This is a genomic window from Photobacterium sp. TLY01 (assembly GCF_021432065.1).
Taxonomy (GTDB): domain Bacteria; phylum Pseudomonadota; class Gammaproteobacteria; order Enterobacterales; family Vibrionaceae; genus Photobacterium; species Photobacterium halotolerans_A.
This window is the reverse complement of the sequence record NZ_CP090364.1, coordinates 1,639,542-1,665,915: the sequence shown is the minus strand read 5'-3', so window position 1 is coordinate 1,665,915 and position 26,374 is coordinate 1,639,542. Positions and strand designations below refer to the sequence as shown.

25 protein-coding genes and 1 pseudogene are annotated in these 26,374 nt (G+C 48.6%); 11 read left to right on the top strand and 15 right to left on the bottom strand.

Annotated features, from left to right (window positions below; genetic code table 11):
* Positions 1-3: 3 nt before the first annotated feature.
* Together LN341_RS08025 and LN341_RS08020 are read right to left on the bottom strand one after the other, a co-directional pair.
* Positions 4-1,080 carry a putative 2-aminoethylphosphonate ABC transporter ATP-binding protein gene (locus tag LN341_RS08025; RefSeq protein ID WP_046221248.1) on the bottom strand — a complete coding sequence of 359 codons (1,077 nt, stop codon included), beginning with the start codon at positions 1,078-1,080 and terminating at the stop codon, positions 4-6.
* A gap of 154 nt (positions 1,081-1,234) precedes the next feature.
* The gene (locus tag LN341_RS08020) at positions 1,235-2,248 is read right to left on the bottom strand and encodes a putative 2-aminoethylphosphonate ABC transporter substrate-binding protein (protein WP_234204759.1); all 1,014 of its coding nucleotides are present in this window, start codon (positions 2,246-2,248) and stop codon (positions 1,235-1,237) included.
* Between the two features lie 267 nt (positions 2,249-2,515).
* On the opposite strand from LN341_RS08020, the gene phnW reads away from it, so the two are divergent.
* From phnW to LN341_RS08000, 4 genes are all read left to right on the top strand, one after another.
* Complete coding sequence (gene phnW / locus LN341_RS08015) at positions 2,516-3,652, top strand: 2-aminoethylphosphonate--pyruvate transaminase (RefSeq protein WP_234204757.1); 1,137 nt, start codon at positions 2,516-2,518, stop codon at positions 3,650-3,652.
* A complete protein-coding gene (locus tag LN341_RS08010; RefSeq protein WP_234204755.1) occupies positions 3,649-5,031 on the top strand; it encodes an aspartate aminotransferase family protein in 1,383 nt (460 codons plus the stop codon). The genes phnW and LN341_RS08010 overlap by 4 nt, the downstream gene beginning before the upstream one ends.
* Before the next feature lie 53 nt (positions 5,032-5,084).
* Positions 5,085-5,897 (top strand): phosphonoacetaldehyde hydrolase, encoded by an 813-nt coding sequence (gene phnX, locus LN341_RS08005; RefSeq protein ID WP_046221244.1) that lies wholly within the window; start codon positions 5,085-5,087, stop codon positions 5,895-5,897.
* A gap of 658 nt (positions 5,898-6,555) precedes the next feature.
* Positions 6,556-6,960, top strand: coding sequence for a hypothetical protein (locus LN341_RS08000; protein ID WP_046221243.1), 405 nt, complete (start codon positions 6,556-6,558; stop codon positions 6,958-6,960).
* A gap of 135 nt (positions 6,961-7,095) precedes the next feature.
* On the opposite strand, the gene LN341_RS07995 is transcribed toward LN341_RS08000, so the two are convergent.
* Positions 7,096-7,566 (bottom strand): SulA-like leucine-rich domain-containing protein, encoded by a 471-nt coding sequence (locus LN341_RS07995; protein WP_234204754.1) that lies wholly within the window; start codon positions 7,564-7,566, stop codon positions 7,096-7,098.
* Positions 7,567-7,899: 333 nt separating this feature from the next.
* On the opposite strand from LN341_RS07995, the gene LN341_RS07990 reads away from it, so the two are divergent.
* The 5 genes from LN341_RS07990 (at position 7,900) to LN341_RS07970 (ending at position 13,054) form a co-directional block, all read left to right on the top strand.
* A complete protein-coding gene (locus LN341_RS07990; protein WP_234204752.1) occupies positions 7,900-8,286 on the top strand; it encodes a spore gernimation protein in 387 nt (128 codons plus the stop codon).
* A gap of 206 nt (positions 8,287-8,492) precedes the next feature.
* Positions 8,493-8,786: a hypothetical protein gene (locus tag LN341_RS07985; RefSeq protein WP_046221240.1), complete on the top strand. Its 294-nt coding sequence runs from the start codon at positions 8,493-8,495 to the stop codon at positions 8,784-8,786.
* Positions 8,787-9,024: 238 nt separating this feature from the next.
* Positions 9,025-9,672, top strand: coding sequence for a thiopurine S-methyltransferase (locus tag LN341_RS07980; RefSeq protein ID WP_046221239.1), 648 nt, complete (start codon positions 9,025-9,027; stop codon positions 9,670-9,672).
* A 116-nt stretch (positions 9,673-9,788) separates the two neighbouring features.
* On the top strand, positions 9,789-12,476 hold the full coding sequence (gene acnA, locus LN341_RS07975; RefSeq protein ID WP_234204750.1) for an aconitate hydratase AcnA: 2,688 nt from the start codon (positions 9,789-9,791) through the stop codon (positions 12,474-12,476).
* 176 nt (positions 12,477-12,652) lie between these two features.
* Entirely contained in the window at positions 12,653-13,054 is a 402-nt protein-coding gene (locus LN341_RS07970) for a hypothetical protein (RefSeq protein WP_046221237.1), read from the top strand.
* A 193-nt stretch (positions 13,055-13,247) separates the two neighbouring features.
* Here LN341_RS07970 and LN341_RS07965 read toward each other — a convergent pair whose 3' ends face one another.
* From LN341_RS07965 to LN341_RS07930, 8 genes are all read right to left on the bottom strand, one after another.
* Positions 13,248-14,156 (bottom strand): DMT family transporter, encoded by a 909-nt coding sequence (locus LN341_RS07965; RefSeq protein WP_234204748.1) that lies wholly within the window; start codon positions 14,154-14,156, stop codon positions 13,248-13,250.
* A 126-nt stretch (positions 14,157-14,282) separates the two neighbouring features.
* Entirely contained in the window at positions 14,283-15,170 is an 888-nt protein-coding gene (cdd, locus tag LN341_RS07960) for a cytidine deaminase (RefSeq protein WP_046221235.1), read from the bottom strand.
* A 245-nt stretch (positions 15,171-15,415) separates the two neighbouring features.
* A complete protein-coding gene (locus tag LN341_RS07955; protein ID WP_200896210.1) occupies positions 15,416-16,093 on the bottom strand; it encodes a CidB/LrgB family autolysis modulator in 678 nt (225 codons plus the stop codon).
* Positions 16,093-16,434 carry a CidA/LrgA family protein gene (locus tag LN341_RS07950; RefSeq protein WP_046221233.1) on the bottom strand — a complete coding sequence of 114 codons (342 nt, stop codon included), beginning with the start codon at positions 16,432-16,434 and terminating at the stop codon, positions 16,093-16,095. Before LN341_RS07950 ends, LN341_RS07955 begins: the two co-directional genes overlap by 1 nt.
* A gap of 97 nt (positions 16,435-16,531) precedes the next feature.
* Positions 16,532-17,074 (bottom strand): hypothetical protein, encoded by a 543-nt coding sequence (locus tag LN341_RS07945; protein ID WP_046221336.1) that lies wholly within the window; start codon positions 17,072-17,074, stop codon positions 16,532-16,534.
* Between the two features lie 283 nt (positions 17,075-17,357).
* Positions 17,358-18,782, bottom strand: a complete 1,425-nt coding sequence (gene sbcB, locus LN341_RS07940; RefSeq protein ID WP_234204747.1) for an exodeoxyribonuclease I — start codon at positions 18,780-18,782, stop codon at positions 17,358-17,360.
* Positions 18,783-18,959: 177 nt separating this feature from the next.
* Positions 18,960-19,298, bottom strand: a complete 339-nt coding sequence (locus LN341_RS07935) for a hypothetical protein (protein ID WP_234204745.1) — start codon at positions 19,296-19,298, stop codon at positions 18,960-18,962.
* A gap of 58 nt (positions 19,299-19,356) precedes the next feature.
* Positions 19,357-20,703 (bottom strand): tyrosinase family protein, encoded by a 1,347-nt coding sequence (locus tag LN341_RS07930; RefSeq protein ID WP_234204743.1) that lies wholly within the window; start codon positions 20,701-20,703, stop codon positions 19,357-19,359.
* A 316-nt stretch (positions 20,704-21,019) separates the two neighbouring features.
* Between LN341_RS07930 and LN341_RS07925 the strand changes: the two are divergent.
* Positions 21,020-22,102 (top strand): annotated as a pseudogene (locus LN341_RS07925) (IS3 family transposase).
* Positions 22,103-22,316: 214 nt separating this feature from the next.
* Here the strand turns inward: LN341_RS07925 and LN341_RS07920 are convergent.
* Complete coding sequence (locus LN341_RS07920) at positions 22,317-22,526, bottom strand: cold-shock protein (RefSeq protein ID WP_027252186.1); 210 nt, start codon at positions 22,524-22,526, stop codon at positions 22,317-22,319.
* Between the two features lie 379 nt (positions 22,527-22,905).
* Entirely contained in the window at positions 22,906-23,115 is a 210-nt protein-coding gene (locus LN341_RS07915) for a cold-shock protein (RefSeq protein WP_046221228.1), read from the bottom strand.
* A 463-nt stretch (positions 23,116-23,578) separates the two neighbouring features.
* Here LN341_RS07915 and LN341_RS07910 point away from each other — a divergent pair, with 463 nt between their 5' ends.
* A complete protein-coding gene (locus LN341_RS07910; RefSeq protein WP_046221227.1) occupies positions 23,579-23,893 on the top strand; it encodes a DUF496 family protein in 315 nt (104 codons plus the stop codon).
* Positions 23,894-23,977: 84 nt separating this feature from the next.
* On the opposite strand, the gene LN341_RS07905 is transcribed toward LN341_RS07910, so the two are convergent.
* Positions 23,978-24,571: an FMN-dependent NADH-azoreductase gene (locus LN341_RS07905; RefSeq protein WP_046221226.1), complete on the bottom strand. Its 594-nt coding sequence runs from the start codon at positions 24,569-24,571 to the stop codon at positions 23,978-23,980.
* 355 nt (positions 24,572-24,926) lie between these two features.
* A complete protein-coding gene (gene rsmF / locus LN341_RS07900) occupies positions 24,927-26,363 on the bottom strand; it encodes a 16S rRNA (cytosine(1407)-C(5))-methyltransferase RsmF (RefSeq protein ID WP_046221225.1) in 1,437 nt (478 codons plus the stop codon).
* Positions 26,364-26,374: the final 11 nt, after the last annotated feature.

Sequence of the window (26,374 nt, the reverse complement as noted above, 5' to 3'; positions counted from 1 at the left end):
TGTTTATCGGCTTTGACGGTAGATATGGGTATGCTTATCGGCAATGTGTAGCTGCAGATAATGCCCGCGGCTCAGGCCAAGGTTGCGTGTCTCCCGGATAGGGACATCTACCTTGATCGTCGGCAACTGATGGGCGCCCTGAAGCTGGCAGTCGGCACGCATGAAGGTGCCCTGAAACTCCAGATCGTCGATGCGAACCAGCACGCTGCTGTCACTTTTCTCACCTGCGGGCAGAAAATGCAGATCTTCTGGTCTGAGTCCCAGCTCGACCTGCTCGCCGCGCTGGAATTGAGCGGCCGGAAGTGGCAGCAGGCTTTCACCGATGCGCATTTGATGCTCACTCACGATTGAGGCAGGCAAGAAATTCATCTGGCCGACAAATTCAGCGACAAAACGGGAACTCGGGTTCTGATAGATTTCCTGTGGTGTGCCGACCTGTTCGATACAACCGTGATTCATGACCACGATACGGTCGGCCATCGCGAGCGCTTCTTCCTGATCGTGCGTCACCATAATGGTGGTAATACCCAGCTTGCGTTGTAAGCGGCGGATCTCTTCGCGCAGGTGAGATCGCACTTTGGCATCCAAAGCCGAAAGCGGTTCATCAAGCAGTAACAATCCGGGTGATAATGATAAGGCTCGGGCCAGTGCAACCCGCTGTTGCTGTCCGCCGGATAACTGGCTTGGGTATTTGTTGCCGGCTGTCGGCAGGGCAATGGTGTCCAGCCACTGGCTGACGATACTGTCTGTTTCTGCGACAGATTTCCCCTGATTGCGCAAGCCAAGGCTCAGGTTTTCATAGACAGTCAGATTGGGGAACAGGGCGTAGGACTGAAAAACAATCCCAAAGTCCCGTTTTTCAGGCGGCAGATAGGTGATGTCACGTCCAGCCTGTTCAATCGTGCCTGAGCTGGCCAGATCCAGTCCGGCGATGGCACGCAGCAAGGTGGTTTTTCCGCAGCCTGAAGGGCCAAGAAAACAGATAAATTCACCTTTATTGATATCCAGCGAGATGTTGTTCAGGGCAGTAAACTGACCAAACTGTTTACCGACTTGTGAGATTTTCAGGTAAGTTTCCATAGCAACGTCATTTCTCTATTTGGTATATACCAAATGTAGTGCGAGTGAATGACACTTGGATGACAGAAGCTTGACGATAAGAAGACAGCCGGTTCTGCCCGATAAATGAAAAAGGCAACCCGTGCGGTTGCCTTGATATTGGATTGGGATGAGGTTAAGAACGCGGTTCAGATTTCGCGTCGAATTTATCCGACCAGGTTTTCAGCACATCTTCACGGCTGACGGCCATTCTAGAGAAGTCCATTTTCACCATCGCCTGCTGAACATTTGGGTAGTTCTTCACAGGCTTGTTCACGTCTTTATGGCCGACAACCGGGTAGAACTCGTTATACAGCTGGTTGGCATCTTTCGACAGCGACCAGTCAACCAGACGCTTTGCGGCATCCGATTGGGTGTTGACCAGGCCAACGGCTTCGGCTTCCCAGCCTACGCCACCTTCGGGCAGGATAATGTCAATCGGCGCCCCCTGAGATTTCAGCTTGGCACCACGAATGGCCATAGAGATACCAATGGCGACTTCACCCATACCGGCCTGAACGCAAGGCTTGGAACCTGAGTGCGTGTAATGGGCAATGTTCTGATCCAGTTTGGCCATATAATCCCAGCCTTTTTGCTCACCCATGGTTTGCAGCCAGGCTGAGACCTGCATATAACCTGTGCCGGATGAGGCGGGGTTGGGCATGGCGATATGGCCTTTGTACTCAGGTTTGAGCAGGTCATCCCAGGTGTTCGGCTTGCTCAGACCCAGTTGCTTGGCCACTTTTTCATTGAAGCAGACCGCATTAAAGAAGGCATCGTTACCAAACCAGGCCGGGTTGGCTTGCGGATCGATCAGATTGCTGTGGATCTTGCTCAGTTCCTTTGGCTGATAGGGCTTCAGTACACCTTCTTCTTTCAGCAGTGCCATTGAAGAGCCGGCCAGACCCCAGACCACATCCGCGCGTGGGTTACTTTTTTCGGCCAGCAGTTTGGCTGTCATGATACCGGTGGAGTCACGGACCCATTTGATCTTGATATCCGGGTTGGCTTTTTCAAATCCGGTTTTGAATTTCGCCAGCATGTCCGTTTCGAACGCTGTGTAGACCGTCAGTTCCTGCGCAGCGAATGCCTGAGTGCTGCTTAGTGCCATCAATGCCGTCAGGGGGGCAACAAGCCATGTCTTTTTCATATGTCCTTCCTAAAAAAGTAAATGTGGTATGTACCAGATTGGTTCGACACGGAAGATGCTAGGTGCGATTTATGACAGTTCGATGATTGCCAGATGTCAGTTTCATGAGGACGGTGTGATCGTGATTCAGCGCAAACTTGTGCTGAAAATCGGCGAACGTTGCCATTATTAAACTTTTATGAAGACTGCTTCAGTCGCATTTACAGCATCGGTTGGCCATCGTTATAGTGATTTCGTAATCTGGTATAGTCCAAAAGAGATCAACAAATGGCAAACTCCGACAATCAATATTTACTGCTGACGCCTGGTCCGCTGACGACAACCCAAAGCGTTCGGGAAGCCATGCTGAAAGACTGGTGCACCTGGGATGATGACTACAATGTGGGCGTGGTGCAGCACATTCGCCAGCAGCTGGTTGCCCTGGCCACCGCGCACGACGGCTACACCAGCGTGCTGATGCAGGGCAGCGGTACTGCTTCTGTGGAAGCCACCTTAGGCTCTGTGATTCCGGCAGAGGGTAAGTTACTGGTGATTAACAATGGTGCTTACGGTGCCCGCATTGCACAAATTGCCCGTTGCCTGAATATCCCGCACCTGAACTGGTCATTAGGGGAAGTGGCGCAACCTGATGTCAGTGAATTGGCACGTTTACTGGCTGAAGATCCTGCGATCACGCATGTTGCCATGGTGCACTGTGAAACAACCACAGGCATGCTGAATCCGTTGCCAGCGGTGTGCGAAACCGTGAAAGCGGCCGGCAAAGTGATGATCCTGGATGCCATGTCGAGTTTCGGCGGTATCCCGATGGATATCGGCGATTTGGGCATCGATTTTCTGATTAGCTCAGCAAACAAATGCATTCAGGGCGTTCCAGGATTTGGTTTTGTGATTGCACGCCGATCATTGTTGGAAGCATGCCGCGGACGTGCGCGTTCAGTGTCGCTAGACCTTTATGATCAGTGGCAGTGTATGGAAAACAACCATGGCAAATGGCGCTTCACATCACCAACGCACACAGTGCGTGCGTTTGCTCAGGCGTTGACCGAACTGGAACAGGAAGGGGGCATTGAAGCACGTTTTCAGCGTTATCAGACCAATCAAAAAACGCTGGTGGCAGGCATGGAAAAATTGGGCTTTCAATGCCTGCTGGCCAAGACATTACATTCACCCATTATTACCTCTTTCTATTCACCCGCTTCACCGGCATACGAATTCAAGGCTTTTTATGACAGCCTCAAAGCGAAAGGTTTTGTGATCTATCCGGGCAAAGTCTCTGATGCGGATTGTTTTCGGATAGGCAACATCGGTGATGTGCATCCGGGCGACATTCAGCGCCTGCTGGAGGCCATTCAGGCATCTATGTTCTGGACTGGTGAGACAGCAATGATCGGAGAGCAGGCATGACATCCCGGCAGGTTGATCTGAGTCAGCGTGCGCTGGCTTGTGAGGGAGATACGAATACTTCCTCGGCGCGGGTACGATGGACAACCAGTATTTCGGACCGGCAGACGCAGACATTACTAGAGGAAGACAGTCAGTATTTTTTACATCAGGCCATGTCGACCCCTTGTCTGGACGCTCTGGAAAGCGCTGAGGGGATCTATCTGACCGATGTGGCCGGCAAACGGTATATGGACTTTCATGGCAATAATGTCCATCAGCTGGGCTACGGCCATCCGGAGATATTGGATGCCATCCAGACCCAGTTAGCCAAGCTGCCATTCGCCCCCCGGCGTTTCACCCATCAGACCGCTGTTGACTGCGCACGAGAGCTGACCCGCATTGCCGGCGGTGAGCTGAACCGTGTGCTGTTTGCGCCGGGAGGTACATCCGTAGTGGGTATGGCTTTGAAGCTGGCGCGGTATGTCACAGGCAATCCGAAAGTGGTTTCACTCTGGGATGCGTTTCACGGCGCATCGCTGGATGCGATCTCTGTGGGTGGAGAAGCTTGCTTTCGAGAAGGTATGGGGCCACTGATGGCCGGGGTTGAACGTATCCCACCGCCGGTTCGCTATCGGGGCGCTTTCCCGCGTGATGATGACTCAGATGTGCATTACGCCGATTATCTGGAATATGTGATTGAGAAAGAAGGCGGAATTGGGGCATTTATTGCAGAAGGGGTTCGAAATACCGATGTTCAGGTGCCCAGCCAGGCCTATTGGCAGCGCGTCCGGGACATTTGTGATCGCCACAATGTGCTGCTGATTATTGATGACATCCCCAATGGCATGGGGCGAAGCGGCCACTGGTTTACACACCAGGCATTCGGTATAGAACCGGATATCCTCTGCATCGGCAAGGGGCTGGGCGGCGGCGTCGTGCCAATGGCAGCCATGCTGACGAAAGACAGATACAACACAGCGACTCAGATTTCGCTGGGCCATTACACCCACGAGAAGAGCCCGATCGGCTGCGCGGCAGCGTTAGCCACCATCCGGGTCATCGAACAGCAGCAATTGCTGCTGAAGGTCCGGCGCGATGCGATCTATATGGCAGAGCGGCTGGAGGCTATGAAGGCGCGGTTGCCAGTCATAGGCGATATTCGCGGTATCGGTCTGCTGTGGGGCATTGAGCTGGTTGAAGACAGGAAAACAAAAGTACGCGCCTATGACGCGGCAGAGCAGGTGATGTACCGCTGTCTGGCGCGCGGGCTGAGCTTTAAAGTTTCTCAGGGAAATGTATTACAGCTCAGCCCGCCTTTGATTATTACCAGAGAAGAGCTGTCGCTGGCCATGGACTGGCTGGAAGACGCCATTGAATCTGTGTGCAAGCGTGTTAACTAACCATTGAGTCAGCGCCTGAAGTGACGGGCCACGAAATGAACGAGTAATTGAAGATGAATACACAAGTAGAAGCGGTAATTTTTGACTGGGCGGGAACGGTTGTCGACTTCGGCTCCTTCGCGCCAACCACCATTTTTGTTGAAGCGTTCAAACGTGAATACGATTTTGACATTTCACTGGCAGAAGCCCGCGTCCCTATGGGGCTGGGGAAGTGGGATCATATTAAGGCGGTGGGTGAATTACCTGATGTTGCTGCCCGCTGGGAAAGCCGGTTTGGCCGCGCCATGAGTAAGGAAGACATCGATACCATCTACCAGACGTTTATGCCGCTACAGGTGGCAAAGGTTTCAGAGCATGCCGACTTGATTCCAGGTACCACCGAGGTCGTTGCCCGGCTTCGTGAGCAGGGTATCAAGCTGGGCTCCTGTTCGGGCTATCCCAGAGTTGTGATGAACGAATTGCTGCCGGCGGCGGCTGAAAAAGGGTTCGCGCCGGATTATGTGGTCGCCACCGATGATCTGGCCGCGGGCGGTCGTCCTGGCCCGTTTATGGCGTTGCAAAATGTGATTGCGCTTGGTGTCAGTCATGTGGCTGCTTGCGTCAAAATTGATGACTCAGTGCCGGGTATTGAAGAAGGTCACAATGCAGGTATGTGGACGGTTGCGCTTTTACTATCGGGCAATGAAGCGGGATTGACTGAAAAAGAATACTTGTCTGCGTCAGAGCATGAATTGGCCGTTGCGAGAGAAAAAGCACGGAAAGCCTTTCATGCCTGTCATCCACATTATCAGATAGACACAATTGCAGACTTACCCGGTGTGATTACTGATATTAATCGCAGACTGGCAGCAGGTGAGCGTCCTTAAATCTGTTTCACATCGTTAATTTACAGAAAAGCCAGGTTCTTTTGCCGTTATTTTGAGAATACTGAGCAGAACAATCTGGCTTTATTCAAAACGTTGCACTTAATTCGTTTATTGAATTTATACATCACTCTGAGGCAGATTGGTGCAAGTGCCCGTTTTTAATACACCTATCCTCTTTCTCTATATCGCCTGCCATCCACACATCAGTTTCTCTGAAGTTGTAACTACATGAAAATAATGATTAATTCAGATTTCGATGCATGTGTTGAATCACCTTTCGCCAGTGTTGGCTCAGTAATTGCTTTACAGAAACTATGAATCAGACTGGATAAAATAAGGTGGCGAACCCGGGATAAGGTTTAAATAAAGTATTTAATTTGTTGCTTTTAAGTTAAAAGCTGCAGTGAATTAGCAAAAACTGAAAAATTACAAAGCATGAAGAGTTGTTTAATGTGCGTTCAAAGGATGTTAATTAAGTGTTTTTTCAATATTTTTTAATTGATGCGAAGTAAGAAAAAACACGATCATGCGCAAAAAAATGAAGAGATAAAAAAGTAAGTGATTGGCGAAGCCTTTATAGTGTCTCGCTAAATAAAGCATTCGTCCAATTTACTTGAGCTTGCACATTAATGCTGTTGAATTCTTGTGAAGGAAAATTATGAAATCTTCAGTTGAAGCCCAACAAGCGAAAGAGATTGTGTTTGATTACACCTCATTTCTGTCTGTGTTGTGTCATCACAGACCAACCTTGTGGGATGCGTTTAAAGTGGTGCTGCCGGCATTGGAATTTTCCTGGGGCAGATCCGCCGGTACCAGTGCCAGCAAGACAGAGCGTTTACGTAACCAGGCGCTGAAAGTCTTGTCTACCCATACCAGCGATGTGAATAATCTGGTGAGACTGCTTCGTCTGGCTCGTATGGAGCAGATTTCTGAGTTGGATATTCGCCTGCCGTATTCATTGGATCAGGACCAGTTGGATCTGATCACGGAAAAAGCAGAATGCGAGATTCAGAAAATTGATCATAACGGCGAACAATTGCACATCCGTTTGATCAGGTTCTGAACCGGGTCACTGAAGCCTGTCTGAGCCAGGAAGGCGACAGAAATCATGACTCAACTTGTCTGGAAAAATGCCAGTTGAATGTTCCGATTCCTGGCATTTTTCATTTCAGTCGAAAGCAATCGTTTTCGCTGCTTTTCAATGCAGTAAAGAACTGGCTTGCTGGGTTCGGTGCACAATAAAAGCCATTGAGTTGCCATGAATTGCGGCATCATGAATGGTTTGGTTGCAATAGTCCTGTACGTTCCCGCTGGCGATGACCGCGCTGCAATTCCCCATATGTAATGCTTTTGCCATCAGCGCCTGAGTGGACTGACGATGCTTTTCTTTTAACACCAGCACTTTATTAATATCGACCCCGGCATTGCTGAGCAGTTGGCGATCCAGCAGCGCATCTGCACCGATAAACATAATCCAGCGGTTTTGCTCACTGGCCTGTTTGAGCAGTCTGAGCAGATAGGCGAGCTGGGCTTGTTCATGATCGCAGAAACTGACTTCGATAGGATACTGAACCGGGTTGGAACTCAGGGAAGAAGAATGAGACAGAAAAGTGGATTTGTACACCTGAGAAGCGGTCACTGATTGGATGCTGTCTGATTGTGCTGTCATGAGAGTTCCATCCTCTGCTTAAGTCGATGTTAGTGTTTATTTATACATGCTGTATGTGTATACAGTAGTTTTGAACCGATAGGGATGCAAGTGTTTTTTGAGTCTGATTCACAATAATCTGGACACGTCTTTGGGTTTGATTGAATTGATAACTCATTATTTATCTGATAAATAAGGGTTATTTTTATTTTTCCACTCTGATTCTGCAGTTGGGCTTTTGAACATTTTTTGCTCCCAGTAATGCTAACTGTGTATTTATACAGTATGTATGGGCAGTGTCTTATACAGTACTCTTTTCTCTATACAGATCAGAAAATGTCGTTGGAGTGAACTATGGAAAAAAGAATCTGCCTGAGTGGCTGGGCAAAGTGCTTGATAGTGCTAATGCCGGGCTGGTTGTTTTTGACGGGCTGCAGTGAGGCTTTGTCTGTGACTGCGACACCCGTAAAGGGCGTAGACCGTATTCAGCGGCAAGAGACATCACTGGATGTGTACTGTTCGTCGGGAATCTGCAGTTTTGAGCTCGAAAGCAACCAGAAAGTGACATTGTCGGTCAGTATGTTTTATGGCGAAGAGCAACCCTTTACAAAAATTGAAGGCGTGAGTGTGACCGGAGAGTCCGGTGGATCGCTCAATATAGCGGGGCCGTACCAGTTCACACTTGAAATAGTTCCTCAAAATACACCGGTTGCCGTGCAGGTGGTGGACTACTACCGATAGCCACAGGCAGGTAAATGAAAACACATAAAAGTAAAGCAATGGTTATAGAAACTTAGGTATTGAATCGCTTCTATTAACTGAAATTCTGTTGACTTGCTCAGACGGCATAGATTTGTGTTAGCAATAGCCAAAATCATGGTCTGATGGCTTGATTTAAACCCTATTCATCAGTAGTATCCGCACCTCTTTTTTATGTGGTGGTGTATATGAGCAGATTTGATTGCCTTGAGAGAATTGTCGAAGAATACCGCAAGAAGGTTCGTGACGCAGAATTCAATAAAAACAACGACAGCGAAGTTGCGAAAGTCCTGGTTTTACTTGTAGGAAACTCAATGTTCAACCTGGCAGATGAATTTGCAGATTGGGTCAACCGTGGTGGTGACCGTAGTTACGGCGGTAAATTTTTTGTGTCTAAGCAATTGATGACCTTGCTGGAGCCTGTGACCTTTCGTGGGGTTACCGTGCGTCGTGATTCAATCAAGCTATTCCGCATTGGTTGATTCCGCATTGATTGATACAGGTGCTTGATACCGGTGCGTTACCTTGTCACTAAGCTCGCATAAAGAAATTGAGAACAGAATGCAGGCCTTTGGTTTGCCAAAGGGAAGAAAAAGGATGCTCAGGCATCCTTTTTTCGTTTCTGCCGGCATTTCATCACAGTCAGGGCTTGCTGGATCTCGGTACTGAAATGTGGTCTGATACCGCCCTGAAGTCAGTCAAGTACAAAGAGAGTAGTCGATGGATGCAGAATTTTGGCATAGCCGCTGGGCAGAGAACCGAATCGGATTTCATTTAAACGACACGAACCCGGTATTACCTTACTACTGGCCGAAGTTAGGGCTGCAACGGGAAGATACCGTGTTTGTCCCCATGTGCGGTAAATCGTTGGATCTGACCTGGCTGGCCGAGAAGCACCAGCAAGTGACGGGCGTAGAGCTGAGTGAAATCGCTGTCCGTGCTTATTTTGCCGAACATCTGTATTTACCGACTGTGACGTCATTAGGGAACGGACAGACGCTGTATGAGTTTGATGAGGTCCGTATTTACTGTGGCGACTATTTTACTGCGCCTGTTCAACCCGCAGACGCTGTGTACGACCGTGCTGCGTTGATTGCGATGCCGGAGAAGATGCGATACAGCTATGTTCAGCGCCTGCTGTCTTTGGTGAAACCTGGCGGAAAGATCATGCTGGTGACACTTGATTACGTTCAGGAAGAAATGGCGGGGCCACCGTTTAGTGTCAGCGCCGAAGAAGTGCGCTCGCTTTTCGCTGGCTGCGAAGTTACTCATATCGCGCGGCAAGAGGCTGATGAATCACATCCGCGTCGTCAGCAGGGTTTAAGTCGTTTTGCCGAAGAAGTCTGGTTTATCCAAACGCCAGCCTGACACTCCTTTTTCGTGTGACTGTGCTTTCAGTCACACTTGCTTGCCCTGATGATTATGCATTTTTATCATTAGCTTGATCCCGTCTATAGTCAAAATGACTAAGACGGAGGTGAGCAATGAATGCACGAATTTCAAAGGACAGTTTTCACAGTAAAAAAACCTTGGACATAGGTGGTCAGCACTTTGATTATTTTGATCTGACCGCACTACGTCATTTAGGGGAAGTTGATCGCTTACCTTTCTCTCTCAAAGTGTTACTGGAGAACCTGCTCAGGTTTGAAGATGGTGACACGGTCACTGAATCTGATATTCAATCCATCATTGACTGGCTTGATACCCGCCGTTCCGATAAAGAAATTCAATACCGGCCAGCCCGTGTGCTGATGCAGGATTTTACCGGTGTGCCGGCTGTGGTCGATCTGGCTGCGATGCGCGATGCCATGACCCGTGCAGGCAAAGACCCCGACAGTATCAATCCTCAGTCGGCGGTTGATTTGGTGATCGATCATTCTGTGATGGTGGATGTCTACGCCTCGGAACAGGCGTTTGCCCGAAACGTTGAACTTGAAATGCAGCGTAATATCGAACGCTATCAGTTTTTGCGCTGGGGGCAGCAGGCCTTTACTAATTTTCGTGTTGTTCCGCCGGGAACGGGCATTTGTCATCAGGTCAATCTGGAATACCTTGGACAGTCTGTGTGGCAGGACAGTGGCGTCTTGTATCCGGATACCCTGGTCGGAACCGACTCGCATACCACGATGATTAATGCCTTGGGTGTGCTTGGCTGGGGTGTTGGCGGCATTGAGGCTGAAGCCGCTATGCTCGGCCAGCCGATCTCTATGCTCATCCCTGAAGTGATTGGTTTTCATCTGAGTGGCAAATTACATCCGGGCGTGACGGCAACCGATCTGGTGTTAACTGTTACTGAGATGCTGCGAAAAAAAGGGGTGGTGGGTAAATTCGTGGAATTTTACGGCCCCGGCTTAGATGCCCTGCCTCTGGCTGATCGGGCGACCATTGCCAATATGGCACCGGAATACGGTGCAACCTGCGGGTTCTTTCCTGTTGATCAGGAAACGCTGCGCTATATGCGCCTTTCCGGGCGCAGTGAGACTCTGATTACCCGTGTTGAAGCCTATGCCAAAGCCAATGCCATGTGGCGGGACTCCAGCCAGCCAGAGCCTTTCTATACAGATACACTGGCACTGGCACTGGACGAGGTTGTCCCGAGCCTGGCAGGGCCCAAGCGCCCGCAAGACAGAGTCCCGCTGCCTGAGATTAAAACCGCGACAGATGATTTGCTGGCACTGAGCGGTCTGGAACCGGAGCAGCAAATCCAGGTCGATTTGGGCGACTCTGGCGAGGAGAGTAAAGGGAAGAGCTTTTCACTGACACATGGGGATGTTGTGATTGCCGCCATCACATCCTGCACCAATACCTCGAATCCCAGCGTGATGTTAGCTGCGGGTTTACTGGCGAAAAATGCAGTGGAGAAAGGTCTGCAGACCAAGCCCTGGGTGAAAAGCTCCCTTGCGCCAGGTTCGAAAGTGGTGACCCGGTATTTTGAGGCATCTGGCCTGCAAGATTATCTGGATAAGTTGGGGTTTAATTTAGTGGGGTATGGCTGTACGACCTGTATCGGGAATTCAGGTCCCTTACTTGCCCCAATCGAAAAAGCCATCAATGATGCCAACCTGACCGTTTCTTCGGTGCTGTCGGGTAACCGAAACTTTGAAGGTCGCGTCCATCCGCTGGTGAAAGCGAACTGGCTGGCTTCTCCGCCGCTGGTCGTGGCTTTTGCTTTGGCGGGCACGACACGGATTGATTTGACCCAAGCGCCGCTGGGTCATGACAGTCATGGTCAGCCGGTGTATCTGAAAGATATCTGGCCTTCTCAGGAAGACATCACTCAGGCGATGAGGGAAGTGAAGAGCAGCCTGTTCGAGCAGGAATATGCGGATATTTTTGCCGGCGACGACATCTGGCAGCAGATCACCATCAATCAAGGGAATACTTATCAGTGGCGGCCAGACTCGACTTACGTCCGGCGTCCTCCCTATTTTGACGAGATCACGCAGCCGCTAAAGCCGCTGAAAGATATTGAAAATGCAGCCATTCTGGCGCTGTTTGGTGACTCAATCACGACCGACCATATCTCACCGGCGGGTAACATCAAGGCAGACAGTCCGGCAGGACACTATTTACAGGCGCAGGGGATTGAACCGGCAGATTTCAATTCCTATGGGTCACGGCGCGGGAATCATGAAGTCATGATGCGCGGCACTTTTGCCAATATTCGCATTAAGAACCTGATGCTCAAGGGGAAAGAAGGCGGGTACACTATTTACCAGCCGACAGGTGAAGAAGTCTCTATTTATGATGCTGCGATGAGGTATCAGGATCAGAATATACCCCTGGTGATTTTTGCCGGGAAAGAATACGGCACGGGATCCAGCCGGGACTGGGCTGCAAAAGGGACCAGCTTACTGGGCGTAAAAGCGGTACTGGCGGAAAGTTTCGAGCGAATTCACCGTTCAAACCTGGTGGGTATGGGGGTGATTCCTGTTGAACTCCCTGAAGGTTTACTGGCTTCATTGTCGTTAACCGGCAAGGAAAAAATACACCTGAAGGGCATTGATAGCTTGTCGCCGGGGGCTAAACTCACGCTGGAAATCACCAATGAACAGGGACAGGAATCACAATATAGCGTAAAAGCCCGGGTTGATACCCGAACAGAAATGGCGTACCTCAAGGCTGGAGGAATTTTGCATTATGTTTTGAGAACAATGATTTCCGCCGAATGATGATGCGTTTAGCTGTAATTATTTGACAGCTGTTATGTCAAATATTTGTCATTTGTATGGTTATCGGTTCGTATTGCCGCGATATTGCAGATACAGTAGAGTGACAAGCTTAAAGAGAGCTCTATCAGTATAATCTAAGGTTTTTAGAGCGCAATTCAGGGAAAACGGACAGTAACATGAAGAAGTCGTTGATTGGTATTTTGTTGTGCGGTTTGTCTACGTCTGCTTTGGCGTCGCAATCAGCAGGTATTTTTCTTGGTTCGCCAATGAGTGGTGTGCAGTACAAACAGAATGACCTGCGCTTTTCGCTGGGTTTGGACGAATTTGGTTTTGCGGTGGATAAAACGTTTAACCTGGGAACACTGACAAGAAATCCGCAACTGAACATGGGATATACATTTGTTGGTGCGCAGTATGTTGATAACCGTTATGACAAATTGGGTATCCGTTCCGGTATTGGTCTGGAACTGCCTGTAAATCAGTTCGAACTCTATGGTGAAGTCGGGCCGACGCTGTATATGGTGGAAGATGTTGATGTAGAGCTGGAAGCGGCGATGGGTGTCAGAGTACGTTTCTGATTCGGCATCATTCATCAAGCCGTATCAATCAAAAAAGCTGGCGAAATGCCAGCTTTTTTGTATACCCGCCCTACTTGATGCCGCAGCGGTGTTGGCTGCGTTCCCTCACCCCAATCACATAGTTATCTGTGCTCATGGGGCTTCACTTACTTGCCGCCTACCTGCAACGTCAAGTCGTTTGGGTATCTTTTAGTTAAGCTGCTTCATTAATTGTCGCCGCCTGTAACATCGGTTTTCTTCGCTCCCACTGTGTGATGAAAGCGACTGAGGCGATAATAACCGCGGCTCCCAGCCAAAGTCGCCCGGGTGGCACCCATCCGAAGACGATAAATCCGGCCAGCACGTTCAAAGGCAGTTTGGCATGGTCGAAAGGCTGTACGAAAGAGGCGTCAGCAATGGCGTAGGCTTTAGCAATGGCCCAGTTCGCCAGTGCGGTAAATAACCCGGCACCGACTAGCAGAACCCAGGTGTGCTGACCCACAGGCAGAGTGAAATCAGGCGCCGCAAGAAAAAGGTTAAAAGGCGTGATCAGCACTAGCAGGTAGACAACCATAGTCGTCGGGGAGTCGTGATATGACATCTTCTTCACCATCAGCGAATAACTCGCCCAGAAGAAAGCGGCGCCAACAGGTAGCAATGAAGCCAGATTGAAATTATCGGCCCACGGCTCCAAAATGATCATCGCACCGGCAAAGCCAGCCAGTGTTGCCATCCAGCGAACAAAGCCAACCTTTTCTTTCAGCAGCAAACCCGAACCAACAGTGGCAAACAGAGGCGATGTCATCAGTAGTGCAATGCCTTGCCAGATTGGAACAGGGTACGCCAGCGCCCATAACCACAATTGAATCCCGATCACAGACAAAAACACGCGGAAACAGTGCATACCAAAATGTTGTGTTTTCAGAGCCTGACGAAGACCGATGCTGTGCAGCCAGGGAAGCATGACAAGAAGAGCGATAAAATATTGAATCAAGCCGACTGTGGTCGATGGTAAATGAAAGGTCACACTCAGGTATTGCGCCATGCTATTCACTACGGCAAACGCCATTCCGGCTGTCAGCATCCAGCAAGCGCCCTGAATCGGGTTGTGTCGATGAGTCATAAGGTGTCATTCAGAAAAAATAATCTGAAATCATACTCTGATGAGTGCATAGAAGAAATTGTTAATTGATAAAAAAGCCGACAAAACAGAGTGCTTTGCCGGCTGCAAGGTATTTTTAGTTTGTCATCAGATGGCGGCGTAAGAGAGCGGCATGTCAGGGTTGAAGGTTTCCAGCGTATTCTGGGTATCAGCCAGCAAGCTGATTGCAGAATCCTTCTGCTCAACCAAAGCAGCTTCAACAATATCTGACAGCGGATAGCCCGTCATATTCATATGAATCAGTGCTACCTGGAGTGGCGGCAGGCTCGGGTTAAACGCGGCATTCTCTGCATACATGCCAGAAAACACGCGACCATCCTTCGCTTTCAGCGCAACTCCCGCATAGTTTTTACTGTAGGGGGCATGTGATTTACGGGCAGCGTTGCAGGCTTCTTGCAGCAGCGCATCATCGGTTTCGAATGTCAGCTCATGTGAGCTGTCTGATAACAAAAAGTCGGTAATCCCCAGATCTGACGGGCCAAAGGATTCCGGAAGATAGTCTTGCAGGGCTTTGGGTGAACGTTCGGGTAATTGCACCATGATTGTTTTCGCTGTCGTCAGTTCATTCATGAACTGGCGGCAATGTCCGCAAGGGGAGTAGTTCACGGTAATGTCGCGAATTCCCGTTTCGCCTTTCAACCAGGCATGGCTGATGGCAGCTTGCTCTGCGTGAACTGTTTGTGACATAGACGTCGCACTGAATTCCATATTGGCACCGAAATACAGGCGGCCTGAGTTTCCGCGGGCAATGGCTCCCACATGGAAGTTTGAGAGCGTGGCAATCGAGTAAGCCGCTGCTACTTTCAGCAACTCAATACGTAGCGCTGCATCTGTCAGCTGGCTTTCTTTCATTAACTGTTCGAATTCTGCTTTGCTCAGTGTGGCATCAAAACCCGGAGTGGTAATGATAGGCTTAAGCGCCTGTGACAAGGTGTGTGGCAGGTGCTCTAAAGCGTCCATTACTTCGGTGCGCATACTGATTCTCCTTAATGCATTCACCTACGCATTGTAGTGCGTCAATGAATATATAGGGTGATCTTTGTCACCATTTCATGTTGGTTATTTCATTAATTTGCAAATTAGTGAGTGGTTTCACATGTTTGATGAGATAAGTGTATGTATTTAAATACTCAATAAAGAAAGTTCGCTGTGCTGGTGCCTCGGTAGGCGTAGCACAGCGAAATCGTTCAGTGAAAGCAGGGAAATGAGGGGAAAGGTTGTCAGTGGAAGATAGACAACAACAAGGGATAGATGATTGGAGCAAGTATGGCTGTGATGACACCACAGAGCACCAGGGCCAGTGAACTGAATGCACCGTCTTTGTAATTTTCCTCTGCTGCTTTAGCTGTTCCTAACGCATGTGCTACGGTCCCCATGCTTAATCCCTTTGCCATCGGATGGGTGATCCTGGCGAGTTTAAACAGCGGATAGCCCAATACGGCTCCGAATACACCGGCGATCAGAACCATGACCGCAGCCAGAGACGGTACGCCACCAATTTGTTCCGCGACCGCCATAGCAATGGGTGTCGTCACGGATTTAGGCAGAATGCTCGCGGTCAGCTGTAAATCTGCGCCAAGAGCAAAAGCAATGGCTGTTCCGGTCATCATTGAAAGTATGCTGCCACACACGCTGGCGGTGACGATGACTTTCCAGCGGCTACGGATTTGTGGCAACTGCTCGTAGAGCGGGAAAGCAAGGGCAACGACCGCCGGCTCCAGCAGATAATGAATCCACTTGTTATCGTCAAAATAGACCTCATAGGGCACATTCAGCATCAACAGCAGAGGAATGATCACCACCAGACAGATCAGTAACGGATTCAGAATGGGGTGCTGGTAGCGCTTGGACAATTGACGGGCAAGAATAAAAACAATCAGCGTAACGACTAACCACATCAGTCAGACTCCTTACGCTGCACAAACCAGCCAACGAATAACAGAACCACTAAACTGCTGCCTATGGTACTGACCAGAACCGGTAAAGCATTGGCCTTGAGCAGATCCAGATAATTGATGAGCCCGACGCCAACCGGAACGAATAAAATAGCCATATGACGAATCATCAGATGGCAACCGGGTTTCGCCCAGTTTGGCGGTAGCAGGCCAGCAGACAAAGCACCGAAGAGGAATAACATGCCGAGAATGCTGCCGGGGATAGGGATCTGGGTCAGTGACTGAAACCCTTTCCCGACCATCAGAAAAATGGCAATGATTGCAAATGAACGCAGATAACTCATACACGTCAGGATGATGATGAATGGTGTTGCAATGATACAAAATTGATGAGATCGACACTACGTTTCTTTGCGGCTGTATTGATTCTGGTCAGCTTGTTCACAGGTTTGAAACGATGACGATTGCAATGCCCGCCGCAGCAAGAAGTAACACAGACAGTTTATGCATCAGGCTGTGTTTCACAATATGCTCTGTTGCTGAACGATGTGGCCGACGGGTTTTCACCGTTGTAACTGCCGGCTGTGGTGACAATTTGGCAGGCAGCTTCTCGGGTTGTGTAAAACGATGAATATGACGACAGGTTTCTTTCGGTAAGGGAACACGAAAGCCAAAATGAGGCAGTACCTCGATAGGAATTGCCATCACACCTTCCACCGTCAGCTTGCGACGAAGCGAATTGAAAACCGACGCCAGATCGATTTTCTGTATTTGAGACATGGAATCCTGCGGAAGAAATGTTTTATCAGACAACGATTTATGACTAATGACTTCTCCGGCAAAGTAGCACAATGCTTCAAGCAGGCGTGACTCGTGCAGGGTCAGGGCTGTCTCTGATTTATCCGGCCAGACGAGAAGCCGGAGATCGGGTTCAAAATCCACCCTGGCAAAGCGATAACAGCGGGTGAGAGACTCGGTTGCCATAATAATCACTTTCCAATTACTGTCGGCATGGTGTCCTTTTGAATCTGACAGTAAAACATCATTGGTCTGATGGTGGCTTATGTAGCCAAACGTCTCCATGACGCATGACACTAAGCAGGTACTTATTAATTGTTACTGGCCTTGTATTGAACTTCAAACTGCAGAGGAAGGAAAAGTGTCTGAAAAAAGAAACCCTGACCGTTCAGAGGGCCAGGGTTGTGAAATTACTGAGCAAGATCAGCGCTCTGTAACGATCTGTCTTTCTGGGATCCTGATTGTGTAATTACACCAGGCTGCCTGCGTATTCATACACGGCTTTCAGGATTTTCATCTTTTTCTCATCGCTTTGGTGTTCCATTGCGACAGATTCAAGATGCTGCATGTAAGCCGGGAGCTTGGCTTCAAAGTAATCCTGACAATGGTATTTCCACTGCTGTTGTTCCTGATGACTTAAGGTCAACGGGAAATTACGGGCACGATAACGGAACAGTAATGGCTTGATGCGCTTGTCATCCACATTCAGCTCGAGCTTGCCCAGCTCTTCTGGCGCAGACTCACGAATGATATCCATCGCCGATTTGTCCGCCGCAGAGAAAAATCCGTGATACAGTTGTGTATCCACATCATCACTTGGCGCAAATTCTCTGTCCTGACTGAATACAGCCAGCAGTTTTTCACGTATCTGAGGTTGCACTTTTAATGCGCTTAAATTCGCCAGACATTGAGCCCTGTCGATCCCCAATCGCTCTGCATCTTCTGCAGTCAGTGTTTTCGCCGGTGCCAGTACAGGACACTTATTCACATGGACCAGTTTGAGCGGAACAGGCAGCTCGCCAGGGTTCAGCTCAGCTCGCTTAGTGTACAGCCGCTCCCGCAGGCTGTCGGCATCCAGATCGAACAGCGGGGCAGGGTCCATTGCCAGATTGACGCAAATGACCGCATTTTTGTTATCCGGATGCCAGGCCAGGGGAACGATCCAGCTGGTGTTGCCGCACTCAGAGCCAAACATACCTGAAACATGTACCAATGGTGTCATTTCAGCGATATCGATCAATTCCTGCAGCTTACGTTTATGACGTAAGTTAAACAGGTAGTGAAAGAGTTTGGGCTGACTGGCTTTGACCTTTTTTGCCAGTTCAATCGTGGCATACACATCTGCCATCGCATCATGCGCATTCGCGTGTTCAATCCCGTTTTCAACGGATAAATGTTCAAGCTTAAAACTTGGAAATCCGTCTTCGTTCGTTGGCCAGTTCAGTCCATCGGGACGTAACGCATAGCAAGTACGCATGATATCCAGCATATCCCATCGCGAATTGCCGTTTTGCCAGCTCCAGGCATAGGGATCGTAAAAATTGCGATACAGGGTATAGCGTGTGACTTCGTCATCGAACCGCACATTGTTATAACCGACGACACAGGTATTAGGTTTTGAGAGTTCAGCATGAATGCGCGCAATAAACTCATGCTCCGGCAAGCCTTTTTCCATCGCTTCTTGCGGTGTAATGCCTGTGATCAGGCAGGCTTCGGGTGAAGGCAGGTAATCGCTGGGCGGCTGGCAGTAAATGACTAATGGCTCACCAATTACATTGAAATCCATGTCGGTTCTCACCCCGGCAAACTGGCAAGGCCGATCAACAGAAGGATTTGCGCCGAACGTTTCATAGTCCAGCCAAAACAAGGTTGGCTGGTTATTGTTATTACTCATTCTTACCTTTACTGGTATAAAACGTGTTTTCTGAGGCCATTCTATCAAAGAATTACACGGGCTGTGGGTGATTTTGCCATGGATGACGTGCTGTACTCTGGAAAATAAGGGTTATCTGGCAACGCTCATGTCACGTGGATGAACATAACCCTGTGACACTGTCACAGCTCAGGCGTTTCATGTTATCTCAATCACATCAAATTCAATATCCTCATAGGCATTCAAGGGTGGATTTGCAGAGGCATCATAAGATGACTTGAGCTTTTTAAGGATCAGTACCTCTCCAGCCCGAAAAGGTTGCTCTTCGGAATTGACTTGAAATTGCAGCATGACCTTTTCAATGGCTGGTGAATCCTGGCCGCGACCGTAAATAGGGGCCTGACTGACAGGATAGTTATCCATGGCATCCGGGCTGGTTCGAAAGGCATAAATAATCTGGCTGTCGGCAGGGATCCGCCGAAGCCAGACTCGAAGAATGCCGCTGTTTGCGGCGGTAGCGGGGACGGTAATTTTCATCGTCATTTGATTATAGTTAAGCCCTGTGGCAGCAAGGCGACAAACCACAGGGTAATGGCTATTTCTTCGCAAAAGTGCGAAGGGAGCAACCGTCATATTTGAGAGTTTCCGGTGGAACGGCTTTGCCTTTTGCATCAATCACAAGCAGGTAGATTTTGACATCATCGACGGACTTCTTCCGGCCAATAAAACAGCGCAATCCGCGAGTGAGATCAATGGAATAACGTGTGTGCTCGTAGCGCAATGGGTGCTTTGTGCGAATATCATAGTCGTCCCGTACGGCCATGGCCGGATTACAGTGTCCTGATGCGCCGTGACAGGTTCCGTGACCAAACAGAACGAGACGTCCACAGTAGCTCTCATCCTCGTAACCGGTTGAAGCATTGCAGGCGGGATTGTTGATATATGCGCGGATTTCGTAACTCTCTTTGGGGGGATGTAAACGAAGGAAGTCAAGTTGCGCGCGAACAAACCCACCTTCAATCAGTCCCATTGAGAGCTCTTTTGCCCGGCTTGCTGCGGCGGAGAGTGATTTGGCCGGCAGAGTATTCGTGGTGCCTGTAGCTGCGATGGCGGATTCCACTGAATTGTCAGAATAGATGTATTTTAGCGAATTCTCTGCGTCAATCAGATCACGCCCGATACGCCCGTCATAAACAACTTTCTGTTGAACGAATGTCGGAATATTTGCATCAGGGTGTAATGTTTGCCAGTCAAACCAGACTTTATCGACCATGGAATGGTGAAGCCAGAAGAGGGGATCATAGGCCGCTGAAATGACTGAGCTCATGTCACCCGATCCTTGTGGTAAGGGTGAGTGGCCTGCACCACCGACATACACATGCACAGCACCATGGGCGCCAAAATCGAAATCTTCCTGGAAGCGCATAAAGTTGGGGTTGTCCATATAACGATCTATATCGTTTTTGAGCTGACTGATCATGCTTTTAAAAGCATTGGGGAAGCGTTGTGTGTACTGCTCATCACCTTCCAACCCCTGCGACGTGATGCGATACAGGCTTTTTGCCCGGTGGAGGGGATTATTCAGCTGGACGCCTTCAGCATTTTTATACTGAGGGTCATTGAGAACTTTAGGCAGACCGTTTGCCGCATGAGTTGATTGACTGAACTGTGTCCAGTCCCAATAAGGCAATGTGAGTTCAAGTTCTTTATCTTTACGTTTCCACTGTAAGGCTGTATTCAGGGCTTTTTCAAACGAGTAGATGTATGAGCGGTGCCAGGTCAGGAATACCCGGTTATCATCGTGACAAAGATCCTGATCATAACCATGGCCACGGGCCAGTGAAAAATAGCCACGGCGATCGCCAACAGCAATGTCTGATATTTCATACATTGCTGCATAGGCGTCTCGTAAATCGTTCATATCTTGAGGATTCAGGCGCAACAGGTTAAAACGGATCAGGGGTAAGCCCGCCAATTTTCTGCGGTAATTGAGTTTAGCAATGGTTGTCATTTCTCGATCCTCATTCCTTACTTCTGTTATTTAAAAAGCAGAACGCAATAAGGAGACGTCTGAACTCAGGGCATTGCCTGCTTTTCTGTACAAAGATGTGTTCAACTATAGTGCATTTGAGTGCTTATCGTGGTTCGAAATGAACAGCGTGATTTAAGGTATATGAACGAAGAAGACAGTGTCCACTTCCCCTATGCTGAGACAGTCTAAACTGGAGATTTCTGCCACATAACAGCAGGAGTTCACCATGAAGAAGTCACGGTTCACCGAAACACAGATAGTCGCGATTCTCAAAGAAGCGGATGCGGGCCTGAAGGTCGATGATATTTGCCGCCAGCACGGGATTAGCAGCGCCACCTACTATAACTGGAAAGCCAAATATGGCGGGTTGGACGCCTCTGAGCTCAAGCGAATCAAAGAGCTTGAAGCAGAAAATGCCAAGCTCAAAAAGATGTTCGCAGACGTCAGTTTAGAAAACCAGGCCATGAAGGAGCTGTTCGAAAAAAAGGGTTGGTAGCCAGCAGCAGGCGCGATTGTGCATGTATGTTGGTGGCTGCAGGTCTTAGTGTCACCCGTGCGTGCCGACTCACGCTTTTGGGACGGGCCAGTTACTACAGAAGTCCCAAGGATTGGCGCATTGCCGACAGCGATGTCATCGATGCCCTGAACGCGGTGCTTGAGAAGTCACCCAATGCAGGATTCTGGAAATGCTTCAGGCGAATGCGACGAAAGGGAAAAGGGTTCAATCATAAGCGCGTATACCGAGTTTACTGCCGGATGGGGTTAAACCTAAAAAGGCGACAAAAACGCGTATTACCGGCTCGCATCGCTACACCATTAGATGTGGTGAATCAATCGAACTATCAATGGGCACTCGATTTTATGCATGACAGCTTATATTGTGGCAAGCGTTTTCGGACACTGAACATTCTTGATGAATCGACCCGAGAATGTCTGGTGATAGAAGTGGATACGAGTTTGCCCGCAGGACGCGTGGTGGAGAGGTCTGCCAAAACAGCTTCGAATGGATAATGGGCCAGAGCTGATATCGTCCCAGTTAACCGACTGGTGTGAGGTTCATAACATCGAGCTGGTTTATATCCAGCCAGGAAAACCTCAGCAAAATGGGTTTGTAGAACGCTTCAACGGGTCATTTCGCCGCGAGTTCTTGAATGCCTATTTATTCGAGTCACTTGAGCAGGTTCGGGATATGGCTTGGGTATGGATGTGCGATTACAACGAAGAGCGAACACACGAGAGCTTAGGCAATATTCCTCCGGCTGAATACCGGTGGCAACTGGAAACCTCTAGTTTTGAATTGTCTCGCTAAAGGGGAAGTGGACAACAGGTTGTGCATCTGATGTGTTGGCTTAACCCAACTGAGTTGGGGGGCAGTGAAGTCACACGGCGGGAATGTTGCTTTAATTTTGAAGCGTAAAGCTTCGGAGTCAGTGAAAAGGGTTTTTAGAGGGGATGAGAGAGCCGGGGAAATAAAAAGAGCGCCCTCAGGCGCTCTTTTTCGTGTTCATGTGCTCGAAGAGGGCTTATGCGCGCTCAACGTTAGCAGCTTGAGGACCTTTTTGGCCTTGCTCGATATCGAACTTCACTTTCTGACCTTCAGCCAGAGATTTGAAGCCTTCACCAGTGATAGCACGGAAGTGTACGAATACGTCTGCTCCGCCGTTGTCTTGAGTGATGAAACCGAAGCCTTTCTCGTCGTTAAACCACTTAACAGTACCAGTTGCTTTAGACATAGGATGTCTCCTGAAAATATAGGAATAAATACGCCCAAGGGCGTGCTTCATGCCAACATAATGGATTACTTATGGACAAGGATGTAGCTCTTCAGGACAACGGCGCTTAGGTGAAGCGGGTGTATCGAAGTATACTTTTCACTTTGTTGCATAAATAGCGTTGCATTATAGGCAGAGTTATTAGGCCACAATGCTAGCCTGACGGCAAGCAAATAGTGAGTCATACCCAAAAAATCCTGAAAAATTGTGAAGATAACTGCAAATGTGGTGAATTGTGAAATGCATTCAGACATTTACCTGAAAGCAGATAGGGCGCTGGTCGGATTTCAGAGGCAAAAAAAGGGCTTAACAGCCCCTTTTACGCTAATGTGAAGTTAGCTTATATTCTTTCTACGTTGGCTGCTTGCAAGCCCTTTTGACCTTGCTCGACCTCGTACTGTACTTTCTGACCTTCTTGCAGTGTCTTGAATCCATCACCGGCAATTGCGCGGAAGTGAACAAATACGTCGGCACCACCGTTATCCTGAGTGATAAAACCGAAACCCTTTTCCTCGTTAAACCACTTAACGGTACCTGTTGCTTTAGACATGTTGTCTCCTGAATCTTTTACTTTTACGTAGCTAACCAATAATCTTTAACGTCAACACTAAAGCAATGCTAACCCCAACTCACAGTCATCGGTGTGAATCCTGACGAAAGGTGCTAGACGCAATCGCATTTGGCCAAATCAATACTGGTATTAAGAAAGAGTAGGCTCTTGTATTCCAAAAGCAAATAATTCCGCAGTATATTGTGAGTCACATAACAAGAAACAATGCGCATATCAGTTTTTTTACTGCTTGTCGCATGAATGAAAAGCATCTGTCATCGGAATACTAAAAATTAATAGTATAATTAACCAGTTAAAACTTGTTGCTTATTCCGAGGCATTGCGCAAGATCAATGAAATGCAGGCTGTTGTGATTTAAGCGTGATCTTACTTGTGAAGGAAGACAAGTTTCTGTTATAACCCAAGGCATGCAGGTTTTCTAGGTTCAAAGTAAGGACAAAACATGAGCAATATCCTGGAATTGGTGCGTCTTGCAAGACGTAAAAATAAACTAAAGCGTGAAATTCTTGATAATGACCGCAAGATCAGAGACAACCGCAAGCGTGTCGAGTTGCTGGAAAACCTGATTGATTACATTCAACCTAATATGACACATGAAGAGATTGTGAGCATTATTGAGAACATGAAAGCGGATTATGAAGACCGTGTTGATGACCACATCATCATCACTGCTGAATTATCAAAAGAACGCCGCGAAGCCAGTAAGCTTTTGAAAGAACATAAGCGTACAGAACTGGCAAACCGTCCGGTGAAATAAGCTGTGATAACTGATTGTCTGTAATAATAAAAAAGCCGCTTAAGCGGCTTTTTTCGTCAGGTGTGTCTGGGAAATAAAATGATGTCAGATTGCCAGTGTTTCAATCTGTGCTTTCGCTTCCCCGCGACCTTTATCGGCCAGTTCATCACCCATGTTCAACGCTTCTGCGTAAACAAACTCAACCTCAGTCATGCCAACAAAGCCAAGGATCGTAGTCAGGTAAGGAACCATAGTGTCCGTCGCGTTACCTTTATGCATGCCACCACGAGAAGAAACAACAATCACTTTCTTACCCGTCAGCAGACCAACCGGCCCGTTTTCGGTGTAAGAGAAAGTCACACCTGCACGAGCAATCAAATCAAACCAGTTCTTCAGTTGAGTCGGAATACTGAAGTTATACATAGGTGCACCAATGATAATCGTGTCACTGGCTTTGATCTCCTCGATCAACTGATCAGACAGGGCAAGGGTTTCTTTCTGACGTTGGGTCAGATTATCACCACCACGTAATCCACCTGCCAGTTCGCCGTCTAGTACAGGAAGGGGATGCGCGACCAGGTCACGTTCAATAATGGTGCTAATGGTATCTGCTTTTACGTTGACAAGATGATCAATCAGGGCGTTTGACTGAGAGTAACCGCCAAGAATGCTGGATTTCAGAACAAGAACTTTAGACATGATGTTGTCCCTTCTATTGTGATTCTTTGATGAACTTGGGCTCACTATAAATGTTGAGCTACAACACTAAAAGCTGAAAAACTTGTGTAAGTTGTTCGAGTAATTTGAATGAAGCAATCTTGAGCTAGACAAAATCGAACGGGTAGCGGTGGGGACAAACAGATAAAAAATAGCCCGAAACGACTCCTGTTTCGGGCTTAGGGGAATGGCTCGTGAGAGCCTTGCGCTAACTGGTTTATAAATGGAGATCAATTACAATAACAATCTTAGTTCAAGCAGCATTTTTTGCCAGTTTTAGCCCTGAGACAGTCAAGGCTACTGCAATCGTCGGTATCGATAACCATCTGCGCCAGATTCAAACTGTTTTTCCAGATAAACCTGTATCTCTGACTAATTCCCTTGGCAGGCCGTTTTTGATGCGATTGCCAACCCATTTTCCCAATCCAAGAGGGAAATCCTGATAGGTAACAATCACTTCACCTTTACCCGTCAGGTTTTGCGGGCGTATGTCTCTGCCCATGATCCATTCATTGGCTTCATCTGTATTCAGAGAAACACAGCTTGGCTCTTTGCCTGTGGCGAGTGTCATGACTGCTTCGTGTTGCCAGCGATATCCTTTTTTATGCTTTTCGGCCAATTTAATGCCAATACGCTGGAAACGGATGTTTTCTAATAGCGGACGAAGGCGGGCAGGGAACAGCCAGACTTCCTGGTCCCGAAGCCAAACCTCCCGTTCTGACGGGAGTGTCAGGCCAAGATCGGTGTATAACTGCTGGTGGATTTGTTCGCTGTCTTTCCGGGAAGCCAGAGAGAAGGGAAAACTGGCTTTTCTTTTTTTAGCCGGTTCACTCTCAACAGCGGCAAGTTTACGGATCCTGGCAACAAAAAAACCTTCACTATCATAAACCTGTGGAAATACGTGTAAGAAGCCTTCTTCTGTGCAGCTTGCTGCTGCACCGTCAAATAAATCAGCCAGAGGCTCGAATTGCACCGCGTCCCCAAAGGTTTCCTTCAGGAAAAAACACACGTCCTGGTTTTCAGTATGATTGAGCGTGCAGGTGGAATAGACCATGACTCCGCCGGGCTTCAGTGCCTGAAAAGCACTGACGATCAGCCCTCGCTGAATCTCTGCGATGTCCTGGATGTGTTTGAGGCTCCAGTTCGCCATGGCGTCTTCGTCTTTGCGTATTGCGCCTTCGCCGGAACAGGGGGCATCGAGAAGAATGCTGTCAAACGCCTCAGGGGTCCAGCTACCGAAGATCTGGCCATCGAAATGCGTAATTGCGGCATGAGACACACCGCAGCGCTGCAGGTTGGCGTGCAAAACTTTGATACGGCTGGCGGACAGTTCGTTCGCAACCAGGGCACCTTTTTGCTGCATTGAAGCGGCAATCTGCGTTGTTTTTGAACCCGGCGCGGCCGCCATATCCAGAACACAGCCAATCTGATCATTGTCAGTGAGTAACGCAGAGACAGGCAGCATGGAGCTGGCTTCCTGTATGTAAAACAGTCCTGCCAGATGTTCTGCGGTATTGCCTAACGATTCAGTGACTGACTCATCGTAGTCTATCCAGAATCCTTCTTTACACCAGGGAACTGGTGTGAGGCTCCAGTTTTTGTTACTGACCTTTGCCAAAAAATCGGTGACGGATATTTTCAGGGTATTGACCCGGATACTGCGACGTAGCGGGGTACGGCAGCTGGCGAGAAAGCTGTCCATATCCAGACTCTCTGGCAGAATTTGGCGGATAAGGTGAATGAAATCGTCTGGAATGTAGATGGACTGATGCACTTGCTTTATCT

Coding starts and splice junctions, on each gene's coding strand:
- LN341_RS07995 (WP_234204754.1), bottom strand. CDS start 7,566: ATGACAGCACAATCAGACAGCATCCAATCAGTGACCGCTTCTCAGGTG.
- LN341_RS07990 (WP_234204752.1), top strand. CDS start 7,900: ATGGAAAAAAGAATCTGCCTGAGTGGCTGGGCAAAGTGCTTGATAGTG.
- LN341_RS07905 (WP_046221226.1), bottom strand. CDS start 24,571: ATGTCTAAAGTTCTTGTTCTGAAATCCAGCATTCTTGGCGGTTACTCT.
- LN341_RS08010 (WP_234204755.1), top strand. CDS start 3,649: ATGACATCCCGGCAGGTTGATCTGAGTCAGCGTGCGCTGGCTTGTGAG.
- LN341_RS07935 (WP_234204745.1), bottom strand. CDS start 19,298: ATGAAAATTACCGTCCCCGCTACCGCCGCAAACAGCGGCATTCTTCGA.
- LN341_RS08020 (WP_234204759.1), bottom strand. CDS start 2,248: ATGAAAAAGACATGGCTTGTTGCCCCCCTGACGGCATTGATGGCACTA.
- LN341_RS07985 (WP_046221240.1), top strand. CDS start 8,493: ATGAGCAGATTTGATTGCCTTGAGAGAATTGTCGAAGAATACCGCAAG.
- phnW (WP_234204757.1), top strand. CDS start 2,516: ATGGCAAACTCCGACAATCAATATTTACTGCTGACGCCTGGTCCGCTG.
- acnA (WP_234204750.1), top strand. CDS start 9,789: ATGAATGCACGAATTTCAAAGGACAGTTTTCACAGTAAAAAAACCTTG.
- sbcB (WP_234204747.1), bottom strand. CDS start 18,782: ATGAGTAATAACAATAACCAGCCAACCTTGTTTTGGCTGGACTATGAA.
- LN341_RS07965 (WP_234204748.1), bottom strand. CDS start 14,156: ATGACTCATCGACACAACCCGATTCAGGGCGCTTGCTGGATGCTGACA.
- LN341_RS07955 (WP_200896210.1), bottom strand. CDS start 16,093: ATGTGGTTAGTCGTTACGCTGATTGTTTTTATTCTTGCCCGTCAATTG.
- phnX (WP_046221244.1), top strand. CDS start 5,085: ATGAATACACAAGTAGAAGCGGTAATTTTTGACTGGGCGGGAACGGTT.
- LN341_RS07970 (WP_046221237.1), top strand. CDS start 12,653: ATGAAGAAGTCGTTGATTGGTATTTTGTTGTGCGGTTTGTCTACGTCT.
- LN341_RS07915 (WP_046221228.1), bottom strand. CDS start 23,115: ATGTCTAAAGCAACAGGTACCGTTAAGTGGTTTAACGAGGAAAAGGGT.
- LN341_RS07980 (WP_046221239.1), top strand. CDS start 9,025: ATGGATGCAGAATTTTGGCATAGCCGCTGGGCAGAGAACCGAATCGGA.
- LN341_RS07950 (WP_046221233.1), bottom strand. CDS start 16,434: ATGAGTTATCTGCGTTCATTTGCAATCATTGCCATTTTTCTGATGGTC.
- LN341_RS08025 (WP_046221248.1), bottom strand. CDS start 1,080: ATGGAAACTTACCTGAAAATCTCACAAGTCGGTAAACAGTTTGGTCAG.
- cdd (WP_046221235.1), bottom strand. CDS start 15,170: ATGCGCACCGAAGTAATGGACGCTTTAGAGCACCTGCCACACACCTTG.
- LN341_RS08000 (WP_046221243.1), top strand. CDS start 6,556: ATGAAATCTTCAGTTGAAGCCCAACAAGCGAAAGAGATTGTGTTTGAT.
- LN341_RS07945 (WP_046221336.1), bottom strand. CDS start 17,074: ATGGCAACCGAGTCTCTCACCCGCTGTTATCGCTTTGCCAGGGTGGAT.
- LN341_RS07910 (WP_046221227.1), top strand. CDS start 23,579: ATGAGCAATATCCTGGAATTGGTGCGTCTTGCAAGACGTAAAAATAAA.
- LN341_RS07920 (WP_027252186.1), bottom strand. CDS start 22,526: ATGTCTAAAGCAACTGGTACTGTTAAGTGGTTTAACGACGAGAAAGGC.